General features: G+C 65.2%; 13 protein-coding genes. 7 read left to right on the top strand and 6 right to left on the bottom strand.

Annotated elements, in window-relative coordinates:
- Positions 1-23: 23 nt before the first annotated feature.
- The 3 genes from narL (at position 24) to CF70_RS28915 (ending at position 2,456) form a co-directional block, all read left to right on the top strand.
- Positions 24-668 carry a two-component system response regulator NarL gene (gene narL, locus CF70_RS28925; RefSeq protein WP_035873507.1) on the top strand — a complete coding sequence of 215 codons (645 nt, stop codon included), beginning with the start codon at positions 24-26 and terminating at the stop codon, positions 666-668.
- Between the two features lie 433 nt (positions 669-1,101).
- Positions 1,102-2,145, top strand: coding sequence for a DMT family transporter (locus CF70_RS28920; RefSeq protein ID WP_035873505.1), 1,044 nt, complete (start codon positions 1,102-1,104; stop codon positions 2,143-2,145).
- A gap of 35 nt (positions 2,146-2,180) precedes the next feature.
- Positions 2,181-2,456 carry a hypothetical protein gene (locus tag CF70_RS28915; RefSeq protein WP_035873503.1) on the top strand — a complete coding sequence of 92 codons (276 nt, stop codon included), beginning with the start codon at positions 2,181-2,183 and terminating at the stop codon, positions 2,454-2,456.
- Positions 2,457-2,639: 183 nt separating this feature from the next.
- On the opposite strand, the gene CF70_RS28910 is transcribed toward CF70_RS28915, so the two are convergent.
- Positions 2,640-4,058, bottom strand: a complete 1,419-nt coding sequence (locus CF70_RS28910; protein ID WP_035873501.1) for a pyridoxal phosphate-dependent decarboxylase family protein — start codon at positions 4,056-4,058, stop codon at positions 2,640-2,642.
- 267 nt (positions 4,059-4,325) lie between these two features.
- Positions 4,326-6,071: a sigma-54 interaction domain-containing protein gene (locus tag CF70_RS28905; protein ID WP_035873499.1), complete on the bottom strand. Its 1,746-nt coding sequence runs from the start codon at positions 6,069-6,071 to the stop codon at positions 4,326-4,328.
- Positions 6,072-6,249: 178 nt separating this feature from the next.
- Here CF70_RS28905 and CF70_RS28900 point away from each other — a divergent pair, with 178 nt between their 5' ends.
- The 4 genes from CF70_RS28900 to CF70_RS28885 all read left to right on the top strand — a co-directional run bounded on the left by CF70_RS28900 (position 6,250) and on the right by CF70_RS28885 (position 14,916).
- Positions 6,250-7,797 (top strand): acyl-CoA carboxylase subunit beta, encoded by a 1,548-nt coding sequence (locus CF70_RS28900; protein WP_035873497.1) that lies wholly within the window; start codon positions 6,250-6,252, stop codon positions 7,795-7,797.
- Between the two features lie 233 nt (positions 7,798-8,030).
- Positions 8,031-11,348 carry an acetyl-CoA carboxylase family protein gene (locus tag CF70_RS28895; RefSeq protein WP_035873495.1) on the top strand — a complete coding sequence of 1,106 codons (3,318 nt, stop codon included), beginning with the start codon at positions 8,031-8,033 and terminating at the stop codon, positions 11,346-11,348.
- Between the two features lie 5 nt (positions 11,349-11,353).
- A complete protein-coding gene (locus tag CF70_RS28890) occupies positions 11,354-13,846 on the top strand; it encodes a CaiB/BaiF CoA-transferase family protein (RefSeq protein WP_051649180.1) in 2,493 nt (830 codons plus the stop codon).
- Positions 13,847-13,893: 47 nt separating this feature from the next.
- Entirely contained in the window at positions 13,894-14,916 is a 1,023-nt protein-coding gene (locus CF70_RS28885) for a Bug family tripartite tricarboxylate transporter substrate binding protein (protein WP_035873490.1), read from the top strand.
- 105 nt (positions 14,917-15,021) lie between these two features.
- Here the strand turns inward: CF70_RS28885 and CF70_RS28880 are convergent, their stop codons facing one another.
- The 4 genes from CF70_RS28880 to CF70_RS28865 all read right to left on the bottom strand — a co-directional run bounded on the left by CF70_RS28880 (position 15,022) and on the right by CF70_RS28865 (position 16,730).
- Positions 15,022-15,300: a hypothetical protein gene (locus tag CF70_RS28880; protein WP_035873489.1), complete on the bottom strand. Its 279-nt coding sequence runs from the start codon at positions 15,298-15,300 to the stop codon at positions 15,022-15,024.
- A 22-nt stretch (positions 15,301-15,322) separates the two neighbouring features.
- Positions 15,323-15,781 (bottom strand): MarR family winged helix-turn-helix transcriptional regulator, encoded by a 459-nt coding sequence (locus CF70_RS28875; RefSeq protein ID WP_035873485.1) that lies wholly within the window; start codon positions 15,779-15,781, stop codon positions 15,323-15,325.
- A 173-nt stretch (positions 15,782-15,954) separates the two neighbouring features.
- Entirely contained in the window at positions 15,955-16,191 is a 237-nt protein-coding gene (locus CF70_RS28870) for a hypothetical protein (protein WP_035873483.1), read from the bottom strand.
- An 86-nt stretch (positions 16,192-16,277) separates the two neighbouring features.
- Entirely contained in the window at positions 16,278-16,730 is a 453-nt protein-coding gene (locus CF70_RS28865; RefSeq protein ID WP_035873481.1) for an Ohr family peroxiredoxin, read from the bottom strand.
- Between the last annotated feature and the right edge of the window lie 392 nt (positions 16,731-17,122).

The raw sequence follows: 17,122 nt of genomic DNA, 5'->3' as shown, positions 1-17,122 counted from the left end.
TAATGAAACGGAGACGACTGGCCATGGAGACGAGCAATACGGTGCTGCTCATCGACGATCACGCCCTGTTCCGCAAAGGCCTGGCGCAACTCATCGGCATGGATAAGGGTTTTCGCGTGGTCGGAGAGGCCGCCTCCGGCGCGGAGGGCGTTGAAATGGCCGTGCGCATGCAACCCAATGTGATTCTGATTGACCTCAATATGCCGGGCATGAGCGGCATCGAGACGATCGGCGCGTTGCGGGAGAAGCAGGTGGATGCGCGATTCATCATGCTGACGGTATCGGATAACGATCGCGATGTCGTGTCGGCGCTGCGGGCCGGAGCGCATGGCTATCTGCTCAAGGATATGGAGCCGGAGGACCTGTGTGATTGCCTGCGCAGGGCCGCGAATGGGGCCTCGGTGTTGAGTGAGTCGGTGACTGGTAGTTTGATGCAGGTGGTGGCGACGAATCAACGGGTTCCTGCCGCGCAGGCTGACCTGACTTCCCGGGAATCGGAGGTGCTGGATTTTCTGGCCGAGGGATTGTGCAACAAGACGATTGCCCGGCAATTGGGGATTAGCGTGGGGACGGTCAAGGTGCATGTCAAACATGTGCTTTCCAAGCTTAACCTGCATTCGCGGCTGGAAGCCGTGGTTTGGCGCCATGAGCATCAGAAAAGGCATTGATGGGGGCGTCATTTGCCGTTTGGGTTGGCGTGGGTGCGCCGGGTCTTCTTGCTTTAGCTGCTGACGCGGCGGTACGTGGTTGGCCAAGGCCTTGCCGGGCAAGGTGGCCTCAAGGTCAGCACAGTCACGCTGGGGACAGCGTTGCGCCGCCGGATCTCGGCCCAGGGGGCGGGCCAGGGATACGACCTGGGCAAGAAGGTGGAAGGCCGCAAGGGCGCCAGATGCCACCCCAACCTCAGCGAGATTTCCACCCCGGAACTCCACCCCCTCATGCCTCTTTGTAGGTATCTCCCCTTTGGATTATTGTCTGTCCTGCCTCCGCCTTCCAATAATCCTGCCTATGTCTTCCCGATGACTTGAAGACAAAGAAGACAGAGAACACAAAAAGCAGGAGACAGGCGCGCATCCCGACGCGCTTACCACAGGAGGATCCATGACAACCGTCGGCCAAGCGAAGGTGGCATTCCGTGCCCGCAGTATCCGTTGGGGCTTTATCTGGGCGCTATGGTGCGCGGTCTTGTGGGGCGCGTGGTACGTACCTGGCGCTGCGGTCTGGAAGGAGGCGCCGTTCGCCACCATGGATATGGCGAACCCCCGCCAGTTCCTGACCGCGGCGGCGGTCATTACCACGTTCAACGCTTTCTCGGTACTGCTCTTCCTGTTCCTGTGGCTGGTCGTGCTGGGCAAATTCCAGGACTTCGGCCGCACGCTGGTGCGCGTGCGGCGCATCTCCAAGTGGTACTTCGCCGCCGCGATATTCGGCGGGCCGATGGCGATCTTCGGCTCCTTCCTTGCCATGGGCTATGTGGGCGCGGTGTTCGCCGCCATTGCCGGACTGCTTTACCCGATCATCGGCGCCAGCATCGCGCGCATCTGGTACAACGAGAAGGTCACGATGCGCGCCGCGCTCGGCATCCTGGTGATCGTCGGCGGCGGTATCGCCATCTATGCGCCGGGCATCCTGGGCGAACTCTCCGGCGCGTCAACCCGGCACACGTCATGGCTGGGCTACCTCGGCGGCGCGATGGCGGCGATCGGCTGGGGCGTGGAGGGCGCGCTGGCGGGACGCGCGCTCGATGTCACCGATCCGGATTGCGGCATCACCGTGCGTTTCACCGCGGAATCCATCTACTGGCTGTGCCTGGTTCTGCCGGCGCTGGCGCTGTTCGGCGATATCGATGTCATTCACCTGATCATCCAGACCTGGAATCTCAAGGCCATCACATGGCTGCTGCTGGCGGGCATCACCTTCGGCTTCTGCTATGTGTCCTGGTACAAGTCCTTCCCGCTCATCGGCGTGGGCCGGGGGCAGGCCATTGCCGCGCTGTACGGCGCGTTCGCGGTGGTATTCCTGGCTGCCTTCACCCTGCAGTTTCCGGCGTGGAATTTCCTGCTGGGACTCACGATGGTGGTGTCGGGCGCCTTCCTGATGTACACGGAGAAGAGCGACGTCCTCGAAGTGGTCCGCTCGCTGTAAGCGCGGCGGTATTTTCCCCGAACCGGAGATGACAAATGGCGAAAGTGCATATCAAGGGCTTCATCCTGCAGAAGATCGCCGGTACCGACGGCATGTGGGACAGCGATATCGCGGCGTCGGTCTGCGAGGAGTACGGCAAGCAAGGGCCATACTGGATTGGCTCCGTGCGCGTTATCCTGACGGACCTGTACTCGGGCGGGCTGGTGACCAGCGTCGAGGAGAAATTCGATGCCTACGCCGACAAGATGCGATTCCGCTTTCGGCTGAGCGACTTCGGCCGCCAGCGGATGCTGGATACCGGATTGCTTTAAGGCCCGCACCGCGGACCATCGACTACTCAACTGGGAGACTGCCATGTCGGATTTTTGGGGCTATCCGGGCGCGGACGTGATCGCGATCGTTGTGATAACGGCGCTCAGCCTGACCGCGCTGTATCACGCGCGGACCTTTGTTACCAAGATCTAGTTCAGGGCACTAGTGCCCTGACTGAATCGTCAAGGATCGAGCCTGGCAACATACCGCCAGGCCTCGACGATGCTCTCCGCCGCGCGATCGATGTCGTCCTCCCCGGTAGGCCAGGAGATGACCGAAAGGCGCATGACTTCGCGGCCCTTCCAGCAGGCGCCGCCGACATAGCAGTCGCCTGCCGACTGCACGCGAGCCACCACATGCCGGGTCAGGCGATCGGCGGTGGCATCGTCCCGTCCCGCACCGAAGCTGACGATAACCTGATTGAGCGATACCCGGTTCAGCACGGTGATGCCCGCTTCCTCCTCCAGTCTCGCAGCCATGCGGCGCGCCAGCCTGCAATGGCGCGCCACCATGTCGGCGATGCCCGCGCGGCCAAGGTGGCGGAGCATGGCCCAGGTGGCGAAGCCGCGCGCGCGGCGGGAGAGTTCCGGCACGTATTGCGACGGGTCGCGCTCATCGCCGGCGGCGTGGGGCAGGTAGCTGGCGGCGGCCGTCAGCGCACGCCGATGGGCGTCCGGGTGCGCGACGATGGCATAGCCGCTGTCATACGGGGTCTGCAGCCATTTGTGCCCGTCGGTCGCCCAGGAGTCCGCGGCTTCGAGACCGGCGGCGAGCGCCGCCGTCTCGGGGCAAGCCCTGGCCCACAGGCCGAAGGCGCCATCCACATGCAGCCACGCACCGCGTGCGCGGATATCCGCCAGCATTTCCTGCACCGGGTCGAACGCGCCGGTATTGATCTGGCCAGCCTGCGCAATCACGATGGCGGGGCCCTCGCAGGCTGCCAGCGCGGCACGCAAGGGCTCTGCCAGCATGGCGCCGTCGCGGCCGCTCGGCACGCGCTTGATGCGATCCCGCCCGAACCCTAGCAGGCGCAGCGCGGCAAAGACGGTGGTATGGGCTTCGTCGCCGATCAGCACGTGGATTTCAGGGGCGCCACACAGGCCCTGCGCCTCCACATCCCAGCCGGCCTTTTGCAAGACATGCGTGCGCGCGGCGGCCAGGCAGGTGAAGTTCGCCATGGTCGCGCCCGTCACAAAGCCGACGGAAGCGCTGGCAGGCAAGCGCAGGATGTCGAGCAGCCACCTGGCAGCGACGTCTTCCGCCGCCGCGGCGGATGGCGAGCCTTGGTGGTTGGCGCAATTCTGGCCCCAGGCACTGGTGAGCCAGTCGGCGGCCACACCGACCGGATGCGAGGCGCCCACCACCCAGCCGAAAAAACGCGGCCCTGTGGTGGGCTGTAAACCGGGTTCCGCCAGGGCGCGCAAGGCATCGATCGTCTGCGCCGCGGGCGTGCCGGTTTCGGGAGTGGGGCTGTCCCATGCCTGGCGGCATGCCGCGTACGAAGCGGCGGGTGGCTGCGTCGCGACTGCTTCCCTGAATCGCTCGGCTGCCTCGGCGGCGTGCTTCAGTACGTCGAGTTCCTTGGTTTGCCTGTGCGACATGCCAGCGTTCTCCCCCTAAGTTATCCCGGTCCAATTCGAAAAAGATGCTACATGAAATCGTCGTGAATCCAGGGCTGTTAACTGACGTGCCCTGGCATTGCGGGCTGGGCGCCAGGGATTATTAGAATAGCCGGCTGTTGGCTGTTGAGGATCGTCAATTCCGCTAGCGGCGCCATACCGCATTCACTTCACGCATCGGGCGCCCGGCGAGAATATGGTCCCCCGGTTCTGATGCCTTTCGCCGGGCGGGTGCGAGAACCGGAGTGCTTAGCCACCCGGCCCGCGCTCCAGGAGCTTGTACAGGTGGGAGCGGGAGATCCGCAATTGCTCGGCGGCGCGCTTCTTGTTGCCGTTGTGGCGTGCGATGGCGTCAACCACGGCGGCATAGGCGAGCTCGCTCATGCCCGCCGCGGGCTCGCCGGATGACCCGGCAGTGGGCGAGGGGGATGGCGGCCCGCCCGCGTCGCCATCCTCGTGCGGATACGCTTGCGCCAGCGGATGCACGCCGAGCTGACTTTCCATGCTCACGGACTCGCGCGCCGATTCCCCACGTGCGAAATCCGCGACGCCCAGCGTGCGGCCGTCGCAGAACACCAGCGCCTCCTCGATGCGCTGGCGCAACTGACGCACATTGCCGGGCCAGGGCTGGCCGGCAAGGTGCCGCGCCACCTCGTGATCTATCCTGGGCACGGGCACCTTGTTGCGCTCGCAGAAGGCGCCAACAAAATGCTGCAGCAGGGCGGGGATATCCTCGCGCCGCTGCCGCAGGGCCGGAATGCGCAGCACCACGCCGCTAAGCCGGTAGTACAGGTCAAGGCGGAAGCGCCCGGCGTCGATGAGCGAGGGGATATCGCGATTGGTGGCAGAGATCAGGCGGAAGTCCACCCGCTGCGCGCGGCGGCTGCCCAGGCGTTCGACCATGTGGTCCTCCAGCACCCGCAGCAGCTTGACCTGCATCTCCATCGGGATGTCCGCCACTTCGTCGAGGAAGACGGTGCCGCCGGCCGCCAGTTCGAGCTTGCCGGCCTGCCCCTGGCGCTGGCTTCCGGTGAAGGCGCCGGGCGCATGGCCGAACAGTTCGGACTCGATCAGCGTGGCGGGCAGGGCCGCCAGGTTGAGGCTGACCAACGGCCGTTCGTTGACCGGCTCCCGCCCGGCCACGTGAATGCCGCGGGCCACCAGTTCCTTGCCGGTGCCGCTTTCGCCCAGGATCAGCACCGGCACGTCAAGGCGTGCCACGGTCTGGATCTCCCGGCGCAGGCGCTGCATCGGCGCGCTTTCACCGATTAGGCCAGGAATAGACGGGCCTTCCCGCAGGCCATCCAGCTCGCGCTGGTAGCGCGCCACCTGCGAGCGCAACTCAGATAGCTCGTTGTGCATGCGCACAATGGCTTCCGGCCCCTTGAACATGATCTGGCCGATGGCCCCAACCACTTTGCCGTCCTGACGGATGGGGATGCGGTTGACCACGCGGGCGATGCCGTTCATCTGCTGCAACTGCCCGATCTCGGCTTTCCCGCTCGCCACCACCTGAGGCAGCCGTGAGTTCGGGATGACGTTCGCCGCGGGGTGGCCAATGCCTGCGCCGGCGTCCAGGCCCAGGAATTTCTCGTGCACGGGGCTGATAAAGCGTACCCGGCCATCCTGGTCGACCACGGTGATGGCTTGGTATGGGCCAGTCAGGAAGTGGTCGAGGATCGCACCCGCAAAGGGGACAGTGCCAAGGAAGTCAAGCAGCACCGCCTTTGTGTCGGCGCGGTGCAGAAGGATCAGTTGATGGAGGCTGTCTTCCAGGCACAGCCCGATGTAGCGGTGAGCGCCGGCCTCAACGGGAAAGAGCCTGCGCCCGTCGGCCAGGTCCGTTGCACGCTGGCAGGCGGATTCCGCCGCGTCCGCAATGGCGGGGTCGGCACAGGCGCCGACCGCTGCCACCCGGCCGCCATCGCGCAAACGCACCAGGGCACCAAGCGCGACGGCTTCGGCTGCTGACCGTGGTGTTGTTGTTGAGGACACAGGTCGTCTCCATGTGTGTCCTCACTGCGGACACATTCTGTCGTTGTGGCGGACATGATAGCCATGCCCGGGAAATTCTTCAATGAAATCAAGGGCCATGCAAGTGTCTTCAGGGTGGCATGGATAGTGCGGTACTGACGCCAACACCTATTCCGCCGACATCAACGGGAGTCAATCTGTGACCTGGCAGCCTGAAATCGACGAACTGGACTACCGGCGCCGGCTCGCCGCCCGCATGGGTGGCGAAGACAAGGTAGAGCGCCACAAGGCGGCCGGCAAGCTTACCGTGCGCGAGCGCATCACCGGGATTGCCGACCTGGGGTCGTTCCGGGAGGTCGGCGGGCTGAGCGGCAGCGGCCGCTATGACAGTAACGGGCGGCTGGTGGACCTGGTCCCGTCGAACCTGGTCATGGGCCGGGCGCGCATCGGCGGGCGCCCGGTGGTGCTGGTGGGGGACGACTTCACCGTGCGCGGCGGCGCCAACGATGGCGCAGTGGGGGACAAGCTGATCCACGCCGAGAAGATGGCGCACGACCTGCGCCTGCCGATGGTCCGGCTGGTGGACGGCACTGGCGGAGGCGGCTCGGTGCGCAATATCGAGATCAAGGGCCACACCCTGATTCCCACCATGAAAGTCTGGGAGCACGTGGTGGAGAACATGTCCGTGGTGCCGGTGGTGTCCCTGGCGCTGGGATCGGTGGCGGGCATGGGCGCAGCGCGTGTGGCCGCCAGCCACTATTCGGTGATGGTCAGGGAAACCTCGCAACTGTTCAACGCAGGCCCGCCTGTGCTGGCGCGCGCCGGCCAGAAGCTGACCAAGAACGAGCTGGGCGGCAGCCACATCCATACCCGCAACGGCGTGGTGGACGATGAGGTCGCCACCGAGCAGGAGGCCTTCGAGTGCGCACGCCGTTTCCTGTCCTACCTGCCGGCCTCGGTCTACGAACTGCCGCCGCGGACCGAGTCGGCCGACGATCCGGCGCGCCGCGACGAATGGCTGCTGTCAGCCATTCCGCGGGACGGCCGTGCCGTCTACAAGATACGCCCGATCGTGCAGGCGCTGGTGGATGCCGATTCCTTTTTCGAGCTCGGCAGGCACTGGGGCTGCGCCATCGTCACGGGCCTGGCCCGGCTGGCCGGGTGGCCAGTGGCCGTCGTCGCCAGCGATCCGTACTTCTATGGTGGCGGCTGGGACAGCGACACCGCGGAGAAATTCACCCGCTTTGTCGACATGGCGCAGGCCTTCCACCTGCCCGTGGTCAACCTGGTCGATATCGCCGGCTTCCAGGTCGGCCTGGAGACCGAGAAGGCCGGGACCATGCGTTACGGCGTGCGCGCGCTGGCTGCGGTCTACCAGGCGACCGTGCCGTGGTGCTCGGTCATCCTGCGCCGCGCGTACGGCGTGCCGGCAGCCGGCCACCAGCACATGGGGCGGTTCAACTTCCGCTATGCCTGGCCATCGGCCAACTGGGGCTCACTGGCGATCGAAGGCGGACTCGAAGTCGCCTACAAGGCCGAGATCGAAGGCGCTGACGATCCCGTGCAGAAGCGCGCCGAGATCGAGCAGCGCGTGCGCAGCCTGACCTCGCCGTTCCGCAGCGCCGAGGCGTTCGTCATCGAAGACATCATCGATCCGCGCGATACCCGCACGCTGCTGTGCGAGTTCGCCAATCTGGCGGCACCGCTGCGCGAAGCCGGCATCAGCCGATTTGGCATCCGGCCTTGAGCGCCGCTTCTCCGGATTCCCGATCACAACAATGGAGACGACTGACCAGGCGCCGGCAAGGCCCGCGCATGCTCGCTCGCAACCCGACACCCGCCGCCGTGGCCGCAACCACAGCGCAACCACGGGGCAATTGGCCGCGCAAGCCGATGACCATCATCTTGCCGCTTCCAGCCGGCGGCATGACCGGCCTGCTGGCTCGGCACTGACATCGAAGTTTGAATGAGGAGACTGAATTGAAAAAACTGTTGATCGCCAATCGAGGAGAGATTGCGTTGCGCGTCCTGCGCGCTGCGCGCGACCTGGATATCGGCACAGTCGCGGTCTATTCGCAAGACGACATTAGCGCGCGGCACCGCATGCTGGCCGACGAGGCGCGTCCCCTCGATGGGGCGGGCCCGTCGGCCTACATCAACATTGCGGGAATCATCGCCGCAGCGAAGGAATCCGGTTGCGACGCCATCCACCCCGGCTATGGTTTCCTGAGCGAGCGGGCTGATTTCGCCCAGGCGTGTATTGACGCCGGGATCCGGTTCGTCGGCCCGACGGTCGAGCACCTTGCGCTCTTCGGGGACAAGGGGAGGGCGCTGCAGCTGGCGGCGGAGAGCGACGTTCCCGTCATGCCCGCAACGCGAGGCGGCGCATCTCTCGAGGAAATCACCAGCTTCTTTGACGCGCAAGGCGATGCCGGCGTGGTCATCAAGGCTGTCGGCGGTGGCGGCGGCCGTGGCATGCGCGTGGTCCGGCGGCGCGAGGACCTGGCGGAAGCCTACGCGCGCTGCCGGTCGGAGGCGAGCTCCGCGTTTGGCGTTGACGCGCTGTACGCCGAGCGGCTGGTCAGCCGGGCGCGTCATATCGAAGTGCAGATTGCCGGCGACGGGGCCCAGGTGATCGCCCTCGGCGAGCGAGACTGCACCTTGCAGCGCCGCTTCCAGAAACTGGTGGAGATCGCCCCCAGCCCGGTACTCAGGCCGCAGCTGCGCGAGCAGATCATCAAGGCAGCGCTAAGGCTGGCGCGCCGCGTCAACTACCAGAGCCTGGGCACCTTCGAGTTCCTGGTCGAGGAAACCGGGGCCGGCGAGCAGAAGGACTTTGTCTTCATCGAGGCCAATCCCCGCTTGCAGGTCGAGCACACCATCACCGAGCAAGTCACCGGGGTCGATCTTGTCGCGCTGCAGATCGGGCTGGCAGCGGGGCGGTCCTTAAGTGATCTTGGCCTGGATCCCGCTTCGCCGCCGCAACCCAGGGGATACGCCATCCAGGTTCGCGTCAACGCGGAAATGACCGACGCGCAGGGCCTGGCACGCCCGGCTCACGGTCGCCTGGAGCGCTTCGACCCGCCTTCGGGGCCTGACGTTCGCGTCGACTCCCACGGCTACACCGGCTATGCGCCGTCGCCCAACTTCGACACCTTGCTGGCAAAGCTGATCGTGAGCAGCGCGGCGCCCGGGTTCGAGGTCGCGGTGCGGCGTCTGCAGCGCAGCCTTGCGGAGTTCCAGATCGCGGGGGTGCCGACCAACCTCAACCTGCTGCGGGCCCTCGCGCAGCGCGACGACTTCGTCACGCAACACGTACACACACGGCACTTCGAAGCGATATTGCCGGAGCTGATGGCCTCGGCGGAGGCCATTGCGGATGCCGAGCGTGCGCAGGAGGCGCTCTTCGCGGGCGCGGGCCGCCCGCCGGCTGCGCATGCGCCACGGTCCCCCGATATTGAGGAGGAGGTGGACGAAGGGTTGGTGGCGATCCGCGCTCCGCTGACCGGCCGGGTGGTGGAGATCTCGGTGCAGGTGGACCATATCGTCAAGCCGGGGCAGACGGTTGCGGTGCTCGACGCCATGAAGATGGAGCACGCGATCGCGGCGGAATGTGGCGGCCGCGTGGTCGACCTGCGACTGGAGAAGGGAGCCCTGGCAGCCGAAGGCCAGATCCTGATCGTGCTGGAGCAGGTCGAGGCCGATGGCGTATCCGTGGATGCCGCCCAGAAGGTCGACCCCCATGCGATCCGTGCGGACCTCCAGCGCGTGCTGGACCGGCATGCGTACCTGGATGACGCCGCGCGTCCCGACGCGGTGGCAAAGCGCCGTTCGCGCGGGCAGCGCACGGCCCGTGAGAACGTCGCGGACCTGTGCGACCCGGATACCTTCGTGGAGTACGGCGCGCTGGCGCTTGCGGCGCAGGCCTCCCGGCGCAGCCAGCAGGACCTCATTGCCAACACCCCCGCGGATGGACTGATCACCGGCATCGGCAACATCAACGGAGGGCTTGTCGGCCAGGACCGGGCGCGCAGTGCGGTGATGGCCTATGACGCCACGGTGCTGGCGGGTACGCAAGGCAAGCGCAACCATATCAAGACCGATCGCCTCGTCGAGGTTGCGCTGCGCGATGAACTGCCGCTCTTGCTCTTCGCCGAAGGCGGTGGCGGGCGGCCCGGCGACGTGGACTTTCCTTCGGTGTCCGGCCTGTATCAGCCGTCGTTTGCCGCGTTTGCCGAACTCAACGGGAATGTCCCGGTAGTCGGCATCGTTTCGGGGCGCTGCTTTGCCGGTAATGCGGCCTTCCTGGGCTGTTGCGACGTCATCATTGCTGACCGGTCCGCGAACATCGGCATGGCAGGACCGGCGATGATCGAGGGTGGCGGCCTCGGGGTCTTCAGCCCGGAGGACGTTGGTCCGGCTTCGGTGCAATTTGCCAATGGCGTGGTCGATGTCCTGGTTGAGAACGAGGCGGAGGCCGTACAGGTGGCGAAGCACTACCTGTCCATGTTCCAGGGCCGCGTGGCGCACTGGAGCGCGCCAGATTCCCTGGACTTGCGTCACGTCGTACCCGAGAACCGGTTACGCGTGTACGACACCCGGAAAGCCATCGAGGGGATCGCGGACATCGGCAGTGTGCTGATGCTGCGCAGCGGCTTCGGTGCGGGCATCCACACGGCACTTGCCCGCGTGGAAGGGCAACCCGTGGGCATCATGGCCAATAACCCATATCACCTCGGGGGCGCCATCGATGCGGATGCCGCCGACAAGGCGGCGCGCTTCATGCAGTTGTGCGATGCGCACGGGCTGCCGATCATCTCGCTGATCGACACCCCCGGGTTCATGGTCGGGCCGGAGGTCGAGGCACGCGCCCAGGTGCGGCATGTGTCGCGCATGTTCCTCACGGCGGCCAAGCTGCGCGTCGCATTGCTGGCCGTTACGCTGCGCAAAGGCTATGGCCTGGGCGCCATGGCAATGGCGGGTGGTGGCTTCAGGTCGGCGAGTTTCACCATCTCGTGGCCGACCGGCGAGTTCGGTCCGATGGGTCTGGAAGGCGCCGTCAGGCTGGGCTTCAAGAAGGAGCTCGAAGCCGTTCCGGACGGGGCCGAGCGCAACGCGCTGTTCGAAAAGCTGGTTGCACAGTCCTATGAGCGTGGCCACGCGATCAACACGGCCGCTGCCGTGGAGATTGATGCGGTGATTGACCCTGCCCAGACACGGAAATGGATTGTCCAGGGCATCGCATCCGCCGGCATTCGAAGCCGCAGGGAGCGCCGCTCGTTCATCGATGCCTGGTGATCGCCATGCACACACAAGAGGGTTCTTTGAGGAAGAATGGTCCTGACGCGGCGCAACTGGCGTTGAACGGGCTGCGCGTGCTGGAGGTCGGCACCGGTCCGGCGCTTGCGTACGCGGGCAAGTTGTTCTCTGACTTCGGCGCCGAAGTGATCAAGGTGGAAAGCCCGGCGGGCGACGCCTGGCGGCAGATGCCGCCCATGGTCTGCATTCCTGGCGCAGCGCAGCCGGAAAGCGCGCTCTTTGCCTGGCTGAATACCAGCAAGCGCAGCGTCACTGCGGATGCCGGAAGCGCCGGGGACAGTGCCTGGCTGGCACAGCTCGCGCGAACCTGCGATGTGGTCCTGGATGCCCGCGCGCTGACCGAGGGGCCGGTCATCCTTGCCAGGCCTGTCTGGTCCGGAAACACAGGCGAGCGGCAAGGGCACGAGCCGATCGAGGTGGCGCTCACCTGGTTCGGCGAGAGCGGGCCCTACAGTCAGTACGCGGGCGCGGAAGCTGTGTGCCGAGGCCTCGCTGGCGCCGTGCATGGGAGTGGCCCGGTGGAGGGGCCGCCCCACATGCCGCACGACGTGCAGACCGCGGTCGTCGTCGGGCTTGCCGCATTTTCGGCCGCTGTTGCGGCCCTGATCGGACGCGCGCAAGGCAGCCGCCGATACGTGCTAAGTGTGCACGAGGCCATTTTCAGCGTGGTCGAAATGGAAGCAGGCCTGGTGCCGGACAAGCGCCACCCGCTTCGGCGCCTCGGCGTCAACCGGTTCTGCGGCACGCATCCGGCTGGCATCTACCAGACCTCGGAGGGGTGGATCGGAATCTTCACGCACACGCTGCCTCAGTGGGTGGCGCTGTGCGAGGCGATCGGGCGCCCCGAACTGGCCGGCGACCCCCGTTTCGCGAACGGCCAGGAGCGCATGGCCCGGGCGGACGAGATCGACGCGCTGCTCATACCCGCGTTTCTCACGCGGACGGCCCGGGAGTGGTTCGAGATCCTTGGCGACAAGAAGCATCCGACTGTCATCGTCCCCACCATGGCGGAGTTGCTTACCCAGGAAGTGCATCGGCAGCGCAACGCATTCGTCCCGGTCGAAGTAGGGGGAGTCTCCTTCGAAGGCCCCGTCGTGCCGCTACGCCTCGATGCGGCCGGGCCGTTGCCGGGCGGATCGGCTCCGGCGAAGGGCGCCCATAACTCCCTCTATCGGACATCCGGCCTGGATCACCACCCCCGTCTGCAGCTCCGGCGAACGTCTGCCGGGCAACTGCCGCTGCGGGGCATGCGTGTTGTCGACCTGACGATGGGCTGGGCGGGCCCCCTGGCGTCGCGAACCCTGGCCGATTTTGGCGCGGAAATCATCAAGGTCGAAAGCACCGGCTACCCGGACTGGTGGCGCGGCGCCAACTTCACTGAAGCGTTCTATCGGGACAGGCTGTACGAGAAGAATTCAAACTTCAACCTGATGAACCGCAACAAGCTGGGCATCACCCTGGACTTGACGCGCCCCGAGGGAAAGCAGTTGCTGCTGCAGTTGGCGGCGCGCGCGGACGCGGTGATCGAAAACTACTCTGCCGAGGTCTTGCCGAAGCTGGGCTTGGACTACGAAGCACTGCGAGCCGTGAACGAGCGTCTGGTCATGCTGTCGATGCCGGCATTCGGGCTTGGAAACGCGTGGAGCAACACCCGCGCGTACGGCGGCACGCTGGAGCAGGCCAGCGGGCTGCCGCTTCATACGGGCCATCCGGAGGGACCGCCGGCCATGACGTCGTACGCCTATGGCGATCCGATAGGCGGCTTGAATGCAGGGGCCGCAATGTTGCTGGCGCTGTTCGTGCAGCAAGCCACCGGTGAAGGCCGGCATGTCAACCTGTCACAGGTCGAGGCCATGTTGCCAATGGCTGCGCCGTTCATCCTGGAGCAATCGGTCTCCGGAACGGTCTCTCCTCGCCTGGGCAACCGCCATCCCATGCACGTCCCGCATGGGTGTTTCCACTGCGCAGGCGACGACGCGTGGATCGCTCTGACTGTCACTGACGCGCAATGGCCTGCCCTGTGCCGTGTGATCGGGAGGGAGGACCTCGCCGCGGATGCGCGGCTTGCCCAGGCGTCAGGGCGTCGCGCGCAGCAGGACAGGATCGACGCGGCCATCACGTCCTGGTGCAAGGCCCGGGACCCGGAAGAGGCAATGCGCCTGTTGCAACGGGCGGGCATTGCCGCGGGCGTGGTTCGGCCCATGTCACAGGTGCTGCAGGACGCCCACCTGCATGCGCGGGGATTCTGGCGTGGCGTCGAACGCGCCCACAGTGGCATGTACACCGCCAGCACCGCCTGGTTTCGCACTGGCAGCGAGCCCATGCCGATCCGCAACGCCGCCCCGACCCTGGGAGAACACACCGAGGAGGTGTTGACTCGCGTGCTCGGACTGAGCGCAGGGCAGATCGCGGACCTGGAACGCATGGGCATCACAGGAAAAACCGCAAAGCCAAAGTCCTCGAAAGGGGTGGCGTAAGGCCAGCAAAAGCTTCGAAGACTACTACCCAAGAACAGGAGACAAGAATGAACGAACTCAAATTTACGTCGCGCCGCCAGATGGTCGCAGGCCGATTCAGAATGGCTGTCGCTGCGCTGGTCGTCCTGACTGGCGCGATTTCCGGTCCGGCCGCAGCCCAGAATGCCAGTTGGCCGAACAAGCCGATCAGGATGATCGTTCCATTCCCGGCCGGGTCATTCACCGATACCGTGGCGCGCGTTGTGTCGGAACACCTCAGCAAATCCCTGGGGCAGCCTGTGATCGTGGACAACAAGGCGGGAGCGAACGGGCTGATTGGCGTGGCAGAGGCTGCCAGGGCAGCGCCAGACGGGTACACCTTGCTGCTCACGAACTCCAGCAGCATCACCATCAACCATCAGGTGTACAAGAAAAGCAGCTACAAGCCGAAAGACTTCACGCCGGTCACGCTAGTGCTTGAGGCGCCATTCATCCTGGTCACGAACCCGGAGTGGTCGCAGAAGAATTCGGTCGGCTCGGTAGCGGACCTCTTGCAATTCGCCACGCAATATCCCGGGAAAATCAGCTATGGATCGGCGGGGCCGGGCAATATTGCGCATCTCAGTTTCGCCATGTTGAACAACCGGGCAAAGATCAAGACCACGCATATTCCCTACAAGTCCTCTGCGCAGGCGGAGATGGCCGTGATGAGTGGTGAACTGGAGACCGCCTTCGACACCTGGAGCGCCCTCCCTCAAATCAAGGTAGGGAAGCTGAAACCCCTCGCCGTCAGTTCGTCAAAGCGCATGGCACAGTTGCCCGAAGTGCCCACCTTGGAGGAAGCCGGCATCGCGCCTTTCAACGTGACCTTCTGGATCGGCATGCTCGCGCCGGCCGGCACGCCGCCGCAGATTGTGCAAAAGCTGCATACGATCACCCGTGGGGTGCTTGATGACGGCAAGGCAAAGGCGGCGTTGGGCCAGCAGGGCGACGTGGTCATGATCGACTCCGCGAACTTCGCGAAGCGCATTGAGAAAGAGGATGCCAATTGGGGGGCTGTGATCCAGCGCGAAGGAATCACGCTGGATTGACCCGCATTACCGGATCGGCCTGAGGGACCGTCGCGAAGGCCAGCCCCCGCTTTGGCGCGGTCTCCCCATCGGGCGCGCCCGATCCCGAAGGATGAAACGGCGGGGTCAAGCGTCACTTCGCGACCGCGTTTCCTGGTAGTCGGCCAGCTTCGCGCCGTCGACTTCCACGAGTTGGTCCAGGCGCAGCGTTTCGCCGGTCCTGAGCGTCAGGTATTCAGCGCCACCGCGGCTGTACACATCGGAAATGGTCGCGGTGCGTTGCTGTGGCATGCCATCGGCGTCGCGATAGTGGATCTGCGCGGGCCTGCGCACGGTGGCGAGGTCTTCCAGGCGGTCGTGGAACTCGCAGCCGATCGGGCTGTACTGGGCGGCTTTGCTGGTCATGCAGTGGGTCCTGTGTGCATGTTCATTCGCTGTCTTTTACCGACTGGATCAGGTTGTTGCGTAGCGACGCAACTGCCTTCTGCATCCGTGCGAACTCGTCCGGGGCCAGGCCGGTCGCGCCGGCGAGGCTGGATTCCAGGCGCAGTTCGCGCAGCTTGCGGCCGGCCTTGGTGAGGCTGACCCGTACCTGGCGCTCGTCTTCGGGGTCGCGCTGCCGTACCACGTAACCCATCGCCTCCAGCTTCTTCAGGATCGGTGTCAGGGTGTTCGATTCCAGGAACAGCTTCTCGCCCAGGCTGCCGACGGTCTGGTTGTCCTGCTCCCATAGCGCAACGATGGTGATGTATTGCGTATAGGTCAGCCCCAGCTGCTCAAGGATCGGCTTGTAGGCCTTGCCGAAGGCGAGGTTCGCGGAATAGACCGCGAAGCACAGGAAGTCCGAGAGCGTCGGGTCTGCGGCGGGCTTGTCGGTGGATCTCATTTTCTGCCTCGTTGGCCAAAGACGGATGGATTGCAGGCATCGATTATAGATCGTATGCGATTGGATCGTAGGTGCTATGACTTTCCGCGGCGGTCACGGGAGCCCAAGGGGAGGGCGCCCGCGACCGGCGGCAAATCGTGCGCACCATCTGGCCTCCGAGTGGCTGCGGGCTCTCAGGCGCGCGCGCCGTTGAGGTAAGGGTCGACCTTGCCGCGGGCGCCGTCGGTGTAAGGGCTGCGCGTGCCGTGTACCGATCGCGCGCCGTCTGTGTACGGATCGGCTGCGCTGGTGACCGAGCGGGCGCCATCGGTGAAGGGGTCTCGCGGCGAACCGGCGGCTTGCGCGGCGGCAGCGGTCAGCAGGGCGGCTGCGACAACGGCGTAGCGGGCGATGGTGGTGATCGTGCTCATGGTATGTATCCTTGATTCAGGTGAATTATAGTCGTATGCGATTAGGTCGCATACGACTATTTTGCGGCAACGAGAAGGACAGGGAATTACGAAGTCAATACGTTCAGCGCCACGTCGATATTTCCGCGCGTTGCCTTCGAGTAGGGGCAGATTGCATCGGCGGCGTGGGCCAGTTCCCTTGCAACATCCTGCGGCAGGCCCGGCGCGCGCAGATTGAGGCGTGCCTGCAGGAGGTACTCCGCGCCGGTCTGGCCCAGGTCGACTTCGATGTCCACAGCCAGGTCGGAGGGCAACTCCAGCTTCATTTCCTTGGCCACCAGGCCGATCGCGGCGATGTAGCACGCCGACCAGGCGCCCGCGAACAGCTGTTCCGCGGTCGGGTGCGGCTGGACGGCCGGGAACACGTGCGCCGGGGTGGCGCTGTCGCCGGGCGACAGCGCGATATCCAGCGTGCCATTGTGGCCGCGCGAGGTAGCCCCGGCGCTGCTGTGCGTGGTGTGGGTCTTGCCGGTGGCTAGGACTTTTTCGATCTTGCTCATGGAATGGATCTCTGGTGGTTGTCGGTTCTGTATAAATCGCATCCGTTTAAATCGCATGCGATGGAAACAATATTGGAACATGCGTCGCGGCTTGTCAAGGAGAAATATCGAATGCCCGCAGCGGAGCGGGGGAAAGCGCCCGGGCCGACGCCTGCGCAGCGCTGCCGATCTCGAGCACTTGCCCAAGTCGCTTGTTCTCCACAATCACGCCTTGATCGATCTCGGGCAGCCGGTCATAGAGGCGTTGTACCGGCGACTGGCAAGCGGCCGGTCCGTTGGGGCGGGTGTTGCTGCGCTGTCGCAATACATTGGCGGGACGTGTGCTGATCGGCCCGGCCTTTGCCATTGCGCAGACTGCGGCCGGCGCGGGGCGCAAGGTGCGCGACGGCGAT

Origin of the sequence: Cupriavidus sp. SK-3 (assembly GCF_000611145.1) — a bacterium.
Classification (GTDB): domain Bacteria; phylum Pseudomonadota; class Gammaproteobacteria; order Burkholderiales; family Burkholderiaceae; genus Cupriavidus.
This window is presented reverse-complemented; position numbering and strand designations above follow the sequence as displayed.